This is a genomic window from Streptomyces sp. NPDC048612, from assembly GCF_043199295.1.
Lineage (GTDB): Bacteria > Actinomycetota > Actinomycetes > Streptomycetales > Streptomycetaceae > Streptomyces.
The window spans coordinates 33819-49358 of sequence record NZ_JBICVV010000013.1; the positions used below are offsets into that span (position 1 = coordinate 33819).

At 70.6% G+C, this 15540-nt stretch carries 13 protein-coding genes; all 13 read right to left on the reverse strand.

Going from position 1 to position 15540, the window contains the following annotated elements; genetic code table 11:
* Positions 1-99: 99 nt before the first annotated feature.
* Complete coding sequence (locus tag ACGFN2_RS20775) at positions 100-537, reverse strand: hypothetical protein (RefSeq protein WP_393362489.1); 438 nt, start codon at positions 535-537, stop codon at positions 100-102.
* 290 nt (positions 538-827) lie between these two features.
* Positions 828-2183 (reverse strand): MraY family glycosyltransferase, encoded by a 1356-nt coding sequence (locus tag ACGFN2_RS20780; RefSeq protein WP_362611545.1) that lies wholly within the window; start codon positions 2181-2183, stop codon positions 828-830.
* Positions 2184-2282: 99 nt separating this feature from the next.
* Positions 2283-3674, reverse strand: coding sequence for a serine hydroxymethyltransferase (gene glyA / locus ACGFN2_RS20785; protein WP_393362492.1), 1392 nt, complete (start codon positions 3672-3674; stop codon positions 2283-2285).
* 327 nt (positions 3675-4001) lie between these two features.
* Positions 4002-4679: a protein-tyrosine-phosphatase gene (locus ACGFN2_RS20790; RefSeq protein ID WP_393362495.1), complete on the reverse strand. Its 678-nt coding sequence runs from the start codon at positions 4677-4679 to the stop codon at positions 4002-4004.
* The gene (locus ACGFN2_RS20795; RefSeq protein ID WP_018087395.1) at positions 4676-5323 is read right to left on the reverse strand and encodes an L-threonylcarbamoyladenylate synthase; all 648 of its coding nucleotides are present in this window, start codon (positions 5321-5323) and stop codon (positions 4676-4678) included. Before ACGFN2_RS20795 ends, ACGFN2_RS20790 begins: the two co-directional genes overlap by 4 nt.
* Before the next feature lie 67 nt (positions 5324-5390).
* Positions 5391-6236, reverse strand: a complete 846-nt coding sequence (prmC, locus tag ACGFN2_RS20800; RefSeq protein ID WP_362611537.1) for a peptide chain release factor N(5)-glutamine methyltransferase — start codon at positions 6234-6236, stop codon at positions 5391-5393.
* A gap of 86 nt (positions 6237-6322) precedes the next feature.
* Complete coding sequence (prfA, locus tag ACGFN2_RS20805; RefSeq protein WP_362611535.1) at positions 6323-7402, reverse strand: peptide chain release factor 1; 1080 nt, start codon at positions 7400-7402, stop codon at positions 6323-6325.
* A 165-nt stretch (positions 7403-7567) separates the two neighbouring features.
* A complete protein-coding gene (rpmE, locus tag ACGFN2_RS20810) occupies positions 7568-7792 on the reverse strand; it encodes a 50S ribosomal protein L31 (RefSeq protein WP_018087398.1) in 225 nt (74 codons plus the stop codon).
* Positions 7793-7967: 175 nt separating this feature from the next.
* Entirely contained in the window at positions 7968-9092 is a 1125-nt protein-coding gene (locus ACGFN2_RS20815) for an LCP family protein (protein WP_362611532.1), read from the reverse strand.
* 380 nt (positions 9093-9472) lie between these two features.
* The gene (rho, locus tag ACGFN2_RS20820; RefSeq protein ID WP_362611529.1) at positions 9473-11524 is read right to left on the reverse strand and encodes a transcription termination factor Rho; all 2052 of its coding nucleotides are present in this window, start codon (positions 11522-11524) and stop codon (positions 9473-9475) included.
* A gap of 373 nt (positions 11525-11897) precedes the next feature.
* Entirely contained in the window at positions 11898-12815 is a 918-nt protein-coding gene (thrB, locus tag ACGFN2_RS20825) for a homoserine kinase (RefSeq protein WP_362611526.1), read from the reverse strand.
* A gap of 341 nt (positions 12816-13156) precedes the next feature.
* Entirely contained in the window at positions 13157-14233 is a 1077-nt protein-coding gene (thrC, locus tag ACGFN2_RS20830; RefSeq protein WP_362614111.1) for a threonine synthase, read from the reverse strand.
* Positions 14234-14241: 8 nt separating this feature from the next.
* On the reverse strand, positions 14242-15534 hold the full coding sequence (locus ACGFN2_RS20835; protein ID WP_362614114.1) for a homoserine dehydrogenase: 1293 nt from the start codon (positions 15532-15534) through the stop codon (positions 14242-14244).
* Between the last annotated feature and the right edge of the window lie 6 nt (positions 15535-15540).

Genomic DNA, 15540 nt, shown 5'->3' on the forward strand with positions numbered 1-15540 from the left:
GAGTGGAACTCGGGAGCTCAGCCGCCTGCGCCAACTGTGCCGCAGTTGGCACCGGACGATAGCAGGCCCGCAAGAGGGCATTTATCTCGGCCCTACGTGTCACGTCGGCGACCCCGCCGTCTCCGCCTTCTTCGATTCGGCGGAGTCGGGTTCCACGTACAGAATCTTCGCCTTCATGTGACCGCGGGTCTGTGCCGCGATCCACACGAGGGTGGCGCCGAGCAGGGTGAACGCAAATGCCTTGGTGTCGAAGAGCGTGGTGTTCTTGAACGCGATCAGGAAGACCGCCACGAAGAGGATCTGCACCGTGTACAGCAGCAGGCCCATCATCTGGAACAGCTGCGGGTGGTTCTTCGCGGTCTTCTGCAGCACCACGAGGCCGGCCCCCATGACGAGCACCACCAGCGCGGTGCCGATGACGGCGCCGAGCGCTCCCGCCACACCCGCGACGACACCGCTCACGGCAACGGCGACAGCGCCGATGGCAAGGGTGGGCACAACGGCGTGAAGGAGTAGTCGGGCGTCATTCGACTGCATGGCGGCGCTCCGGCAAAAGATGTGGGGTGTGTCGTCATGGACGAGCGTAGACCCGGCCTGAGGTGGAACCTGCGGCCCAAGGACAGTCGCACTACGGCCCTTCGGCTCTGTACGCCGGGTTTCGTGAACGGTATCACAAACTATTTGATGAGGTCTTTACCTGGTTCGTGTGGACCCTGTCACACCTGAGCGTGAACGTGCGCGTTGGTGCACTGACGGGCCGCCTTATGTCTGGTATGGGGTCAACCATCCCGATTCCTGGTGCACGTTCGGGCGATCGAACCTGTGGATCAGCGGTGACTGTCCGCCTTCCGGCGTCCCACGAAGCGTGAGCGGTCCCCGATCGCGGTGGCGCCGTGGAGGCCTGCGGGGACCGGCTCGCGCTCCTCCTCGGGCTCCCCGTCCCGCTCGTCGTCCGTCCCCGCGACCGAGGCGTCTCCCGTCGTGGCCGTCGCCGCTGCGGGAGCGACGCGGCGGTAGCGCGGCGGCACCATCCACTCCGCCCAGAGGGGCGCCCGCGGCGTGAAGCGCGGCAGCAGGAGCAGCACCAGGCCCACCGCGCTCAGCAGGACGATGCCGAGCACGATCCACATGCTGGCGTTGTTCGCGGAGTAGGCGACCGCGCCGAAGGCGATCAGCGCCGACCAGAAGTACATGATCAGCACGGCCCGGCTGTGCGAGTGCCCGATCTCCAGCAGCCGGTGGTGCAGATGGCCGCGGTCGGCGGCGAACGGCGACTGGCCCTTCCACGTACGCCGCACGATCGCCAGGATCAGGTCGGCGACCGGCACCGCGATGACCGTCAGCGGCAGCAGCAGCGGGATGTAGACCGGCACCATCGCGTGGGTCGCCTCACGCAGACCGCCCGCCTTCACATTGAGCAGGTCCGGGTCGACCTGGCCGGTCACCGAGACCGCGCCCGCGGCCATGACCAGGCCGATCAGCATCGAACCCGAGTCGCCCATGAAGATCCGCGCCGGGTGCATGTTGTGCGGCAGGAAGCCGAGGCACATGCCCATCAGAACGACCGAGAACAGCGTTGCGGGCGCGGCCGCCTCGATGCCGTAGCCGAACCACATCCGGTACGCGTACATGAAGAACGCCGCGGCCGCGATGCACACCATGCCGGAGGCGAGGCCGTCCAGGCCGTCCACGAAGTTGACGGCGTTGATGGTGATCACGACGAGTGCGACGGTCAGCAGGGTGCCCTGCATCGGGGTGAGGGAGACCGTGCCGACGCCGGGGATCGGAATCCAGAGGATCGTCAGGCCCTGAAGGACCATCACGCCCGCGGCGATCATCTGGCCGCCGAGCTTGACCAGCGCGTCCACGCCCCACTTGTCGTCCAGGACGCCGAGAATCCAGATCAGCGCGGCGCCGGAGAGCAGCGCCCGTGGCTCGTTGGAGCTCTCGAAGACGCTCTTGAGGTTGGTCAGGTGCGAGGCGACCAGCAGGCCGGCGCACAGTCCGCCGAACATCGCGATGCCGCCGAGTCGTGGCGTCGGCTCGCGGTGTACGTCACGCGCGCGGATCTCCGGCATCGCCCCGGCCGCGATCGCGAACTTCCGCACCGGGCCGGTCAGCAGGTAGGTCACCGCGGCCGTGACGCACAGCGTCAGCAGGTATTCACGCACGGGCTGCCCCATTGGTATAGCTGGCCATCACAGCCCCACACCCTATGCGGGTCAGCCCCCTGGCCGTGAATACAGGGAGAGACGCCTGGCGCCGGCGAATGGTTCCCGCCGTCATCCGCGATCGGGATAAGGCGGAAAGCCGTGGACCAAAGCGGCGGTGCGGGAGCGGACCGCGCCGTGCTCCGCCAGCGCGTCCACGATCAGCCCGGCGACCGCCGTCATCTCGTCCTCGCCCATCCCCTGGGTCGTCACCGCCGCGGTGCCCAGCCGGATGCCGGTGCGGCGGGCCGCGAGGACGTCGGGGGTCTCGGCGCACGGCAGCGCGCAGGTGTCCAGCACGATGCCGGCGGCGGCCAGCCGGCCCCGTGCGGTGCGGGCGTCCAGGCCGAGCGGGGCGGTGTCGGCGGTGATCAGATGGGTGTCGGTACCGCCGGTGGTGATCGTCAGACCGTGTCCGGCGAGCGCCGCGGCGAGCGCGCGGGCGTTGGCCGTGACCTGATGGGCATATGCGCCGAAGGCGGGTGTGGCGGCCTCCCCGAAGGCCACGGCCTTGGCGGCGACGGCGTTCATCTGTGCGCCCCCCTGGGTGAAGGGGAACACCGCGCGGTCGATCCGCTCGGCCAGCTTCGCGCCGCACAGGATCAGCCCGCCGCGCGGCCCGCGCAGCACCTTGTGTGTGGTTCCGCACACCACATCGGCGTACGGGACGGGGCTGGGCGCCGCTCCCCCGGCGATCAGCCCCAGGGGGTGGGCGACATCCGCGATCAGGTAGGCGCCGGTCTCGTCGGCGATGTCACGGAAGGCGGCGTAGTCGAGGTGGCGGGGGTAGGAGATCGAGCCGCAGACGATGGCCTTGGGCCGGCGGGCGCGGGCCAGCTCGCGGATCGCGTCGTAGTCGAGGAGCCCGGTCTCCTCGTCGACGCCGTAGCCGGCGAAGTCGAACCAGCGGCCGGAGAAGTTGGCGGGCGAGCCGTGGGTGAGGTGTCCGCCGTGCGGGAGGGACATGGCCAGGACGGTGTCTCCGGGGCGCAGCAGGGCGGCGTAGGCGGCCAGAACGGCCGAAGACCCGGAGTGTGCCTGGACGTTGGCGTGTTCGGCGCCGAAGAGGGCCTTGGCGCGCTCCACCGCGATCCGCTCGGCGAGGTCGACGATCTCGCAGCCGCCGTGGTGCCGGGCGCCCGGATATCCCTCGGCGTATTTGTTGCCCAGCGGGGAGCCGAGGGCGGCGAGGACGGCCGGTGAGGTGAAGTTCTCCGCGGCGATCAGCTGCAGTCCGTCGCTCTGCCGGGCGCTCTCCCCGAGCAGTACGCCGGCGATCTCCGGGTCCTGGCGCAGCAGCGCGGTGAAGTCCGGGGAGCCGGCCGGCCGGGTGCCGGCCTCACGGGCGGCGGCCCGCGCCCGGTCCTCGACGGTTCCGGCCCGCCCGGCACCGGAGGCCGACGCGGTGGCCTGGGAACGGGTGTCCGGGGTCTCGCTACGGGGTGACGCGGTGGTGGCAGGCATCGCTTGCTCCGGGCCTCGTACGGGGACGTAGTCCCAATGTAGGCGCGGCAGGACGATCGGGCGCGGTGTGCGGGCCGCTCGGGGGCCCCGGATGCCGTCCCCGGGGCCCGGACGGCGGCACGCGGAGGCTAGGGGGTGTCTTTCCGATCAGGCCGGATCAGGGAGCGGGGTCTGGTGCGTGCGATCGCAAGGCGGAGGAGGGAGTCGACGCGGAGCGGTTGGGGCCTCCCCTGCTCGAGCGAAGCCGAGAGCTTGGGGAAGAGTGACGACAACGCGGCGAGCGCGCGTGCCAGACCCCGCAAGCCCGGCCTGATCGGAAGACACCCCCTAGGCCCGTGCCGGGACCCCGGTGAGGGCGGTGACGACCGGGTCGAGCGCCTGGTTGATCTCGTCGCCGATGGAGCGGAAGAAGGTGATGGGGGCGCCGTAGGGGTCGTAGACCTCGTCGGACTCCGGGTTGGGCGCCAGCAGCCAGCCGCGCAGCGCGGCGGCGGCGCCGACCAGCGCACGGGCGCGCTCGACCAGCCCGCCGTCCGGCAGACCGGGATCGGGCTCGGGCAGCGTGGCCGGGTCTATGGCCCGCACCAGCCGGTTGAACTCCTTGAGCGTGAACGTGCGCAGCCCCGCCGAGTGGCCCATCGAGATGACCTGGGCCCGGTGGTCGCGGGTGGCGGTGAGTACCAGGTCGGCGCGGATGACGTGCTCGTCGAGCAGCTCACGGCCGAGGAAACCGGCCGGGTCGGCGCCGTAGTCGGAGAGCACGGTGGCGGCGTGCGTCTCCATCGGGGCGCCCTCGTGGCCCCATGTCCCGGCGCTCTCCACGAGCAGCCCGCCGCTGCGTGCCGCGCCGAGCCGCAGTTCCAGGGCATGGCGGTGCAGCCGCTCGGTGATCGGCGAGCGGCACACGTTGCCGGTGCTGACGTGGAGAATCCGAAAAGGGGACGGCGGAGGTACCGGGTTGTCGTCGCCTGGTCCCGCTATGCCACGCCCCAGGGGCGCCATCAATTGGCCACCTCGAGCTCGGGTACCACCTTGCGCAGTTCCTCCGCGCTGATCGCGCCCTCGCGCAGCAGCACCGGAGTGCGGCCGGTGACATCGACGATCGAGGACGGTACGGCGGCGGGCGTGGGCCCGCCGTCCAGGTAGACGGAGACCGAGTCGCCCAGCATCTCCTGTGCGGCGTCGCAGTCCTGCGGGGACGGGTGGCCGGTGAGGTTGGCGCTGGAGACCGCCATCGGGCCGAAGTCGGTGAGCAGCTCGATCGCGACCGGGTGCAGCGGCATCCGCACCGCGACCGTGCCCCGGGTCTCGCCCAGGTCCCAGGTCAGCGACGGCTGGTGCTTGGCGACGAGGGTGAGCGCGCCGGGCCAGAAGGCGTCGACCAGCTCCCAGGCCTGCTCGGAGAAGTCGGTGACCAGGCCGTGCAGGGTGTTCGGGGACCCGACGAGGACCGGGGAGGGCATGCCGCGGCCGCGGCCCTTGGCCTCCAGCAGGTCGCCGACGGCCTCGGCGCTGAAGGCGTCCGCGCCGATGCCGTAGACGGTGTCGGTCGGCAGCACGACCAGCTCACCGCGGCGGACGGCCGAAGCGGCCTCGCGCAGACCGGTGGTGCGGTCGGTCGCGTCGCTGCAGTCGTATCGCCGTGCCATTACGGGACCTCCTCGTGCGAAACGAATACTTCGGTTGCGTCGGCCGCCGGCGCCGGGGCGGGACGCGTCATGGCGTCGCCCGGCGGGCGGTGGCGAAACGGGGCCTGTTGTTGAGGTCCGGGTGATCGGCCGCGTCGGCCCAGCCCCGCTCCTCGGTGAAGATCCACGGCACCTGCCCGCCCTGGGTGTCGGCATGCTCGATGACGACGACACCGCCGGGCCGCAGCAGGCGGTGCGCGGTCCGCTCGATGCCCCGGATGGTGTCCAGGCCGTCCTGGCCCGAGAACAGCGCGAGCTCGGGGTCGTGGTCGCGGGCCTCGGGGGCGACGTACTCCCACTCGGTCAGCGGGATGTACGGCGGGTTGGAGACGACCAGGTCGACCTGCCCGTCCAGTTCGGGAAGCGCGGTCAGCGCGTCGCCGTGATGGAGAACGACGCGGGACCCCTCGACGTTCTTGCGGGCGTAGTCCAGCGCCTGTTCGGACAGCTCCACGGCGTGCACCCGCGAGCGGGGCACCTCCTGGGCCAGGGCGAGGGCGATCGCCCCCGAGCCGGTGCACAGGTCGACGATCAGCGGTTCGACGACGTCCATGGCCCGTACCGCGTCTATCGCCCAGCCGACCACCGACTCGGTCTCCGGGCGGGGCACGAACACCCCGGGCCCGACGGCGAGTTCGAGGTAGCGGAAGAACGCCCGGCCGGTGATGTGCTGGAGCGGCTCACGGGCCTCGCGGCGGGCGACGGCCTCCCAGTAGCGGGCGTCGAAGTCCGCGTCCTTGACGTGGTGCAGCGCACCCCGTTTGACGCCGTGCACGAACGCGGCCAGCTCCTCGGCGTCGAAGCGCGGCGAGGGCACACCGGCGTCGGCCAGCCGCTGGGTGGCCTGGGCCACCTCGGCGAGCAGAAGGTTCACGGGGCCTTCCTCCTAGTGCGCTGCGTCTTCATGGTGCGGGTTCGCCGTCGAGCGGCCGGGGCCGGCGGGAACCGGGGCGTACGGGCTTACTGGGCGGCGGCGAGCTTGGCGGCCGAGTCGGCGTCGACACAGGCCTGGATGACCGGGTCGAGTTCGCCGTCGAGCACCTGGTCCAAGTTGTACGCCTTGAAGCCGACCCGGTGGTCGGAGATGCGGTTTTCCGGGAAGTTGTACGTACGGATGCGCTCGGAGCGGTCAACCGTGCGGACCTGGCTGCGGCGGGCGTCCGACGCCTCCCGCTCGGCCTCCTCCTGGGCGGCGGCCAGCAGCCGGGAGCGCAGGATGCGCAGCGCCTGCTCCTTGTTCTGGAGCTGGCTCTTCTCGTTCTGGCAGGAGACGACGATGCCGCTGGGCAGGTGGGTGATGCGCACCGCGGAGTCGGTGGTGTTGACCGACTGGCCGCCGGGGCCGGACGAGCGGTAGACGTCGATCCGCAGGTCGTTGGGGCCGATCTCGACCTCGACCTCCTCGGCCTCGGGCGTGACCAGCACACCGGCCGCCGAGGTGTGGATGCGGCCCTGCGACTCGGTGGCGGGCACCCGCTGGACGCGGTGCACCCCGCCCTCGTACTTCAGCCGCGCCCAGACGCCCTGTCCGGGCTCGGTGGCACCGCCCCCGCCCTTGGTCTTCACGGCGACCTGGACGTCCTTGTAGCCGCCGAGGTCGGACTCGTTGGCCTCCAGGATCTCGGTCTTCCAGCCGGCCCGCTCGGCGTAGCGCAGATACATCCGCAGCAGGTCGCCGGCGAACAGTGCGGACTCCTCGCCGCCCTCACCGGCCTTGACCTCAAGGATGACGTCCTTGTCGTCGCTGGGGTCGCGCGGGACCAGCAGCAGCCGCAGCTTCTCGGTCAGCTCCCCGCGCCGGGCGTCGAGCTCCTTGACCTCGTCGGCGAAGTCCGGGTCGTCGGCGGCGAGTTCGCGCGCGGTCTCGATGTCCTCGCCGGTCCGCTTCCAGTCGCGGTACGTCGCGATGATCGGGCTCAGCTCGGCATAGCGCTTGTTGAGCCGCATGGCCTCGCGCTGGTCAGCGTGGACCGCGGGGTCGGCCAGCCGCTTCTCGAGATCGGCGTGTTCGCCGATGAGTTCTTCGACCGCCTCGAACATCGTGGAGTTCCTCTGCTGGCTGCTGTGGTGACCGGGGGACCGGGGCGCCGGTACTGCGCCGCGGGGCCCCGGGACGCCCGTACGGGAGCCAAGGGCCAGGACGACAAAACGCCGGTCCGGTCACCCCTGAGCAGGGGCGACCGGAGACCGGCGCCTTGCGGGTCGCTACTTCTTGGCGGCTGCAGCGCCCTTGCCGAAGCGGGCCTCGAAGCGGGCCACGCGGCCGCCCGTGTCCATGATCTTCTGCTTGCCCGTGTAGAACGGGTGGCACTCGGAGCAGATGTCGGCGCGGACCGAGCCGCTGGCGACCGTGCTACGGGTGGTGAAGGACGCGCCACAGGTGCAGCTGACCTGGGTCTCGACGTACTCCGGGTGGATGTCGCGCTTCAAGGGATTCTCCTAGGTTCGGGAGTGCACCGGGTCGTGTCGCGGGTTGCGTCACGTGAACCGGGGCCGACGGTCCAGTCTGCCAGGACTAGCCGTATCTCCCAAAACCGGGGTAGGTCCGCAAGTATTCCCCGGGCCGTTCCGGGGCCCGCCGGGCCCCGGAAGCGCAGCGCGCCGGCTACTTCACGTAGTTGTCGGTGCCGCCCTTGTCACCGGCCGAGCCCTTGATCGCGGACTTGGGGATGTCCTTGTCCTGCCGGAGCGCGTCCCAGACCTGGCGGCTCTGCTTGGTCAGCGGCAGCACCCGGTCGGGGTTCTGGGGGTCGTAGGTCACCGGCAGCGTCACCATGTCGATGTTCTCGGCACCGATGTTGCCCAGGCTCTTGGCCAGCCCGGTCAGTTCGCCGACCGAGTTGAGGTCGGTGTCGGTGGTGATGGCCTTGGTGCCCGTGTCGGCGATGTCGTAGAGCTTGGTGGGGTTGGTGAGCACCCCGACGTTCTTGACCTGCTTCATCAGGGCCTTGATGAACGTCTGCTGCAGCTGGATGCGGCCGAGGTCGCTGCCGTCGCCGCCGGGGACGCCGTGCCGGGTCCGGACGAGGCCGAGCGCGTGCTCGCCGTCGAGCGTGTGGGTGCCGGGCTGCAGATGCAGGTGGCTGTCGTTGTCGTCGATCGGCTTGCTGGTGGTGATCTCCACCCCGCCGAGGGCGTCGATCAGCTTCTTGAAGCCGCTGAAGTCGACCTCCAGGAAGTGGTCCATCCGGACGCCGCTGATCGATTCGACGGTCTTCACGGCGCAGGCCGGGCCGCCGACCTCGAACGCGGTGTTGAACATCGCCCGGCGCGCGCCGGGGACGTCCTTGCCGTCCTTGGTGCAGTCGGGCCGCTTGATCATGGTGTCCCGGGGGACGCTGACCACGCTGGCCTTCTTACGGCCCTTGTAGACGTGCACGATCATCGCCGTGTCGGAGCGGGCGCCGCCCTCGTCCCTGCCGTACTCGCCGTTCTTGCCGGCGCGGGAGTCGGACCCCATCACGAGGAGGTCCATCGAGCCGTCGTCGACGTTCTTCGGCCGGTCGTGTCCGAGGGCGGCGTTGATGTCGACGCCCTTCAGATTGCCGTTGAGCTTGAAGTAGACGTAGCCGAGTGCGGCGCCCCCCAGCAGCACCGTGCTGACCAGTGCGCACAGGGTGATGGTCAGTACCCGCCGGCGCCGGGTCGGCCCCTTGCGCCGGCGTCCCGTGGCACGTATGGCGCGGGCGCGGCTTTCGGCCGTCTTCGCGGCCCCGTTGCTGTCCGCCATCTGCTCCTCAGTCCTCGTTCCCTCGGCTGCCCCTCGCCGCCGCCGTGCGGTGTGCTGCCACGGCCTTTTGCTCCATGTCAGACGGGAGGTCGACGGGAAGGGTTGCACAGCGAGTCATGAGCGCTTTCTTAGAAATCCGCGGCGGCCGGGCGGACCGACCCGGGACCTTCGCCTCCCTCACCTGGCCTTTCGTCCCCTTTTCCGCCATGGCTGGAACCGTGTGAGCTGTGCGGAAGGTCTCAGGCGCGCCCGCGGCGCGGCCGCCGGGACGCGGCCCAGGTCACAGATCACCGCCCGCGGCCGTGCCGTACGGGCGGGCAGCACGAAGCCCCCCTCACCCGTGAGGGCGAGGGGGGCTCGGTGTACGCGCCGGGCGGGCGTCAGTCGTTGCCGTTGCCCGCGGTCGGCGTCGTCTTCTGGATCTGCAGCAGGAACTCCGCGTTGGACTTCGTCTGCTTCATCTTGTCCAGCAGCAGCTCGATGGCCTGCTGCTGGTCCAGGGCGTGCAGCACCCGGCGGAGCTTCCACACCACGGCCAGCTCGTCGCTGCCCATGAGGATCTCTTCCTTACGGGTGCTGGACGCGTCCACGTCCACCGCCGGGAAGATGCGCTTGTCCGAGAGCTTGCGGTCGAGCTTGAGCTCCAGGTTGCCGGTGCCCTTGAACTCCTCGAAGATCACCTCGTCCATCCGCGAGCCGGTCTCGACCAGCGCGGTGGCCAGGATGGTCAGCGAACCGCCGTCCTCGATGTTGCGCGCGGCACCGAAGAAGCGCTTCGGCGGGTAGAGCGCGGTCGAGTCGACACCACCGGACAGGATGCGGCCGGAGGCGGGGGCGGCGAGGTTGTACGCACGTCCCAGACGGGTGATGGAGTCCAGCAGGACGACCACGTCGTGACCCAACTCGACGAGGCGCTTGGCGCGCTCGATGGCCAGCTCGGCGACGGTGGTGTGGTCCTCGGCCGGGCGGTCGAAGGTCGAGGAGATGACCTCGCCCTTGACCGACCGCTGCATGTCGGTGACCTCTTCGGGACGCTCGTCGACGAGGACGACCATCAGGTGGCACTCGGGGTTGTTGCGGGTGATCGAGTTGGCGATCGCCTGCATGATCATGGTCTTGCCGGTCTTCGGCGGGGCCACGATCAGACCACGCTGGCCCTTGCCGATCGGCGTGACCAGGTCGATGATCCGGGTCGTCAGACCGCCCGACTCACCCTCCAGGCGCAGTCGCTCCTGCGGGTAAAGGGGCGTCAGCTTCCCGAACTCCGCGCGCCCGCGGCCCTGTTCGGGCGCCACGCTGTTGACGGTGTCGAGACGGACCAGCGCGTTGAACTTCTCGCGGCGCTCGCCGTCCTTGGGCTGGCGGACCGCGCCGGTGACGTGGTCACCCTTGCGCAGCCCGTTCTTGCGGACCTGGGCGAGCGAGACGTAGACGTCGTTCGGGCCCGGCAGGTAGCCGGAGGTCCGGATGAACGCGTAGTTGTCGAGGATGTCGAGGATGCCCGCGACCGGGATCAGGACGTCGTCCTCGGACACCTGCGGCTCGTTGCCGAAGTCCTCGCGGCCGCCGCGACGGCCCCGGCGGTCGCGGTAACGGCCGCGACGGCCCCGGCGTCCGCCCTCGAAGTCGTCGTCGTCATCGTTGCGGCGGTCGCGCTGACGCTGGCCGCCCTGGCCGCCCTGACCACCCTGGCCGCCGCCGTCACCGGCGTCGCCCTTGCGGCGGTCACCGCGGTCGCGCTGACGCTGGCCGCGGTCACCACGGTCGCCGCGGTCACCCTTCTGGCCACGGTCCTGGCGGTCCCCGCGGTCCTGGCGGTCGCCCTTGCCGGACCGGCCCTCGCCGGTCTCCTGCGGAGCGGTCGCGGTGTCGGTCTTGGCGTCCGCCTTGACCTCGGTCTTCGCCTCGACCTTGGTGTCGGTCTTGAGGTCGCCCGAGGCGGCCTCGGGGCTGCCCGCTGCGGCGGTCGCCCGGCGCCGGCGGCGCTCACCGGCCGGCTGCTCGTCGCTGACCGGCTGGCCGGGGATGTCGATCTGCTGCTGGGCTCCGGCCTGGTCCGCGGCCTTGCCGCCCTTGTCGGACTTGGCGGCCTTGCCGCCTGCCGTGTCCGCACCGTCGTCGCCGGTACGGGCCTTGGAGGTCGCGCGGCGCTTGGGCTTGGTCTCGGTGTCGGCGGGCGCGTCGGCCTTGGCCGAGGAGCCCCCGGCCTGCTTCTCCTTGATGACCTCGATCAGCTGGCTCTTGCGCATCCGCGCGGTGCCCTTGATACCGAGGCCGGAGGCGACCTGCTGCAGCTCTGCCAGGACCATGCCGTCAAGGCCGGTGCCGGAACGGCGGCGCCGCGTGGTAGCGGGCGCGGCGGGAGCGTCCGTGGCGGGCGCGGTGGCACTGCCGTCGGTGCGCGCGCCCATCAGATCGGTGGTGTCGCTCACGAAGGGTCCTTCCCTGGAGCGGGCGTCGGCCTGTCTGGCTCGGCGACCGGTTGTGCTGTCCGGCTGGGTCCTTGGTCTTGTGGACCGGTGCCGGGGCGGTGGTCCCGCCGGAAGTGGCGGAGAGATCAGTTCATGGCGCCGGCGTGAAGAGATGCAGAGTGACTCATGTCGTCACGCCGATTCCGGAGCGTGCTCACTCCTGCTCAGGCCATTGCTCCGAGCAGTTTGGGAGGCTCCCGGAAGAAAGTGGTCCCTATGGGGGACACGAAGCACCGCGCCACTCAGGCGACGAGTACTGACTTGAGGTTAACACTACCGGGTCCAACAAACATTCCCCCTCTCCAAGACCGGCAATCGTCGATCACCCGCGTGATCACCCGGCGAGCGGCAGCACGCAGGTGCCCGCCGCGTCGAGGGTCAGCCGGTTGGCCGCCCACCCCTCTCCCGCCAGTGCCGCGACCTTGTCGGCCGCCGCTTCCTCGACCAGTGCGAGCACCGTGGGGCCCGCACCGGACACGACTGCGGGGACGCCGTCCGCGCGCAGTCGGTTCACCAGGGCCACGCTCTCCGGCATCGCGGGAGCGCGGTATTCCTGGTGGAGTCGGTCCTCGGTCGCGGCGAGCAGCAGCTCGGGGCGCCTGGTCAGGGCCTCGACGAGCAGTGCGGCGCGGCCGGCGTTGGCCGCGGCGTCCACATGCGGGACGGTGCGCGGCAGCAGTCCACGGGCGGTCTCGGTCAGCACCGGCTTTCCGGGCACGAAGACCACCGGAACGATGGAACCGGCGGGGTTCATCCGGATCGCCCGCGCGGTTCCGGTGTCCATCCAGGCGAGCGTGAATCCGCCCAGCAGACAGGCGGCGACGTTGTCGGGGTGGCCCTCGATCTCGGTGGCCAGCTCCAGCAGCGCGCTGTCGTCGAGCTTTTGCTCACCGCCTATCGTCACGGCGCGGGCCGCGACGATGCCGGCGGAGATGGCCGCCGAGGAGGAACCCAGGCCGCGGCCGTGCGGGATGCGGTTGGCGCAGACGATTTCCAGGCCGCGCGGCTGCCCGCCGAGCAGCTCGAAGGCGGCGCGCATCGACCGTACGAGCAGGTGGCTCTCGTCGCGCGGGAGGGTTTCGGCGCCCTCACCTGCGATGTCGATGTGCAGTCCGGAGTCGGCGACGCGCACCACGACATCGTCGTACAGGCCCAGGGAAAGACCCAGGGCATCGAAGCCGGGACCGAGATTGGCGCTGGTAGCGGGGGTGCGCACCCGGACGGCGGCGGCGCGGAACGCGGGACCGGCCATCGCTCGATGACTCTCCTTGATTGATACTGCGGTACTGCCCCGGAGCGCCGCGGCACCGAAGTGCCCGGCCGGCTTCCTGGGGTCTGTTCTGACCTGCCCTGAACACCACTGCGTTATGCCGTGGGGAGGGGAGTTGGCTGCCAGCCTATCGAAGGAAGGTTCTGTCGCGACATAGGGCGCACAGGAGGCGCACGATGCGTGTCGCGCGCCTTCGCGTGCCCCGACGCTGCCTGCCATGACTTTGCAGCCTTTGCACACTTTGCTGTGTGCGGGTGACGGGGCGCGTGCCGCCCCGTCACCGGGAGCCGTACGGACGGTTCCGTCCATACGGCCGCGGGGTGCTAGACGAGGCCCAGGCGCTCGGCCGCGGCGTCCGCGTCGATCGGGACCGTGACCGGCTGCGGCGCTCCGGCCACCGCCCAGTCCGGGTCCTTGAGGCCGTTGCCGGTCACCGTGCAGACGATGCGCTGCCCCGGGTCGACCTTGCCCTCCTCGGCGGCCTTGAGCAGACCGGCCACCGAAGCGGCCGAGGCGGGCTCCACGAAGACGCCCTCCCGGGCCGCCAACAGGCGGTAGGCGGCCAGGATTTGACGGTCGGTCACGTCGTCGATGAAGCCGCCGGACTCGTCCCGTGCCTGCTGGGCGAACGACCACGAGGCCGGGTTGCCGATGCGGATCGCGGTGGCGATGGTGGTCGGGTCCTTGACGACCTCGCCGCGCACGATCGGCGCGCTGCCGGAGGCCTGGAAGCCCCACATCCGCGGGGTGCGCGAGGCGATGCCGTCGGCCGCGTACTCCTGGTAGCCCTTCCAGTACGCCGTGATGTTGCCGGCGTTGCCGACCGGCAGCACATGGATGTCGGGGGCGTCGTCGAGCATGTCGACGATTTCGAAGGCCGCGGTCTTCTGGCCCTCGATACGCACCGGGTTGACGGAGTTCACAAGTGCGACGGGGTAGTTGTCGGACAGGCTCCGGGCCAGCGTCAGACAGTCGTCGAAATTTCCCTCGACCTGGAGGATCTTCGCGCCGTGCACCAGCGCCTGGCCCATCTTGCCGAGCGCGATCTTGCCCTGCGGGACGAGCACGGCGCAGACCATGCCGGCCCGGACCGCGTAGGCCGCGGCCGAGGCGGAGGTGTTGCCGGTGGAGGCGCAGATGACCGCCTTGGCACCCTCCTCCTTGGCGCGCGTGATGGCCATCGTCATGCCGCGGTCCTTGAACGAACCGGTGGGGTTGGCACCCTCGACCTTGAGGTGCACCTCGCAGCCGGTGCGCTCGGAGAGCAGCTGGGCCGGTACGAGGGGGGTACCGCCCTCCCGGAGGGTGACGACCTCGGTCGTGTCGCTGACCGGCAGCCGGTCGCGGTATTCCTCGATGATTCCGCGCCACTGACGGCTCGCGGTGGAATTGGCAGACATGGGTTCCTTTACTCCCCTTCGACCCGCATGATGCTGGCGACACCGCGCACGGTGTCCAGCTCGCGCAGTGCCCCGACGGTCGACGACAGGGCCGCGTCCGCCGCTCGGTGGGTGACGATGACGAGGGATGCCTCGCCGTCCTTGCCCGACTGACGGACCGTATCGATCGATACGCCGTGATCGGCGAAGATGTTCGCGACCTGCGCGAGCACGCCGGGCTTGTCGGCCACATCAAGGCTGATGTGGTAGCGCGTGACGACCGCGCCCATCGGGCTGACGGGCAGCCGGGTGTAGGCGGACTCGCCCGGTCCGGTGGCCCCGGCGAGCTTGTTGCGGCAGACCGCCACGAGGTCGCCGAGGACCGCGGAGGCGGTCGGCGAGCCGCCCGCGCCCGGCCCGTAGAACATCAGCTGACCGGCCGCCTCGGCCTCGACGAAGACCGCGTTGTAGGCCTCGCGGACGGAGGCGAGCGGATGCGTCAGCGGGATCATCGCGGGGTGCACCCGCGCGGTCACCGACGCGCCGTCCTCGGCCCGCTCGCAGATGGCCAGCAGCTTGACCGTGCAGCCCATCCGCTTGGCGGAGGCGATGTCGGACGCGGTGACCTCCGTGAGGCCCTCGCGGTGCACATCGTCGATGGTCACGCGGGTGTGGAAGGCGATACCGGCCAGGATCGCGGCCTTGGCGGCGGCGTCGAAGCCCTCGACGTCGGCGGTCGGGTCGGCCTCGGCATAGCCCAGCGCGGTCGCCTCGTCCAGCGCCTCGCTGTAGCCCGCGCCGGTCGAATCCATCTTGTCGAGGATGAAATTGGTCGTGCCGTTGACGATGCCGAGCACCCGGTTGACCTTGTCGCCGGCCAGCGACTCGCGCAGCGGCCGCACCAGCGGGATCGCGCCCGCGACGGCGGCCTCGTAGTACAGGTCGGCGCCCTTGGCCTCGGCCGCCGCGTGCAGCGCCGCGCCGTCCGCCGCGACCAGCGCCTTGTTGGCGGAGACCACGCTCGCGCCGTGCTCGAAGGCGGTGGTGATCAGGGTGCGGGCCGGCTCGATACCGCCGATGACCTCGATCACGACGTCGATGTCACCGCGTTTGACGAGCGCGGTCGCGTCGGTGGTGACCAGCTCGGCCGGGACGCCCTCACGCACCTTGTCGGGGCGGCGGACGGCGATCCCGGCAAGCTCCACGGGCGCGCCGATGCGGGCGGCGAGGTCGTCGGCGTGCGTCGTCATGATGCGCGTCACCTCTGAGCCGACAACACCACAGCCCAGGAGCGCCACTTTCAGCGGACGCGTACGCATCATTCGACC

Excerpts from the sequence above, each read along its gene's own strand:
- ACGFN2_RS20775 (WP_393362489.1), bottom strand. The coding sequence starts at position 537 with ATGCAGTCGAATGACGCCCGACTACTCCTTCACGCCGTTGTGCCCACC.
- ACGFN2_RS20780 (WP_362611545.1), bottom strand. The coding sequence starts at position 2,183 with ATGGGGCAGCCCGTGCGTGAATACCTGCTGACGCTGTGCGTCACGGCC.
- glyA (WP_393362492.1), bottom strand. The coding sequence starts at position 3,674 with ATGCCTGCCACCACCGCGTCACCCCGTAGCGAGACCCCGGACACCCGT.
- ACGFN2_RS20795 (WP_018087395.1), bottom strand. The coding sequence starts at position 5,323 with ATGGCACGGCGATACGACTGCAGCGACGCGACCGACCGCACCACCGGT.
- prfA (WP_362611535.1), bottom strand. The coding sequence starts at position 7,402 with ATGTTCGAGGCGGTCGAAGAACTCATCGGCGAACACGCCGATCTCGAG.
- ACGFN2_RS20815 (WP_362611532.1), bottom strand. The coding sequence starts at position 9,092 with ATGGCGGACAGCAACGGGGCCGCGAAGACGGCCGAAAGCCGCGCCCGC.
- thrB (WP_362611526.1), bottom strand. The coding sequence starts at position 12,815 with ATGGCCGGTCCCGCGTTCCGCGCCGCCGCCGTCCGGGTGCGCACCCCC.
- thrC (WP_362614111.1), bottom strand. The coding sequence starts at position 14,233 with ATGTCTGCCAATTCCACCGCGAGCCGTCAGTGGCGCGGAATCATCGAG.
- ACGFN2_RS20835 (WP_362614114.1), bottom strand. The coding sequence starts at position 15,534 with ATGATGCGTACGCGTCCGCTGAAAGTGGCGCTCCTGGGCTGTGGTGTT.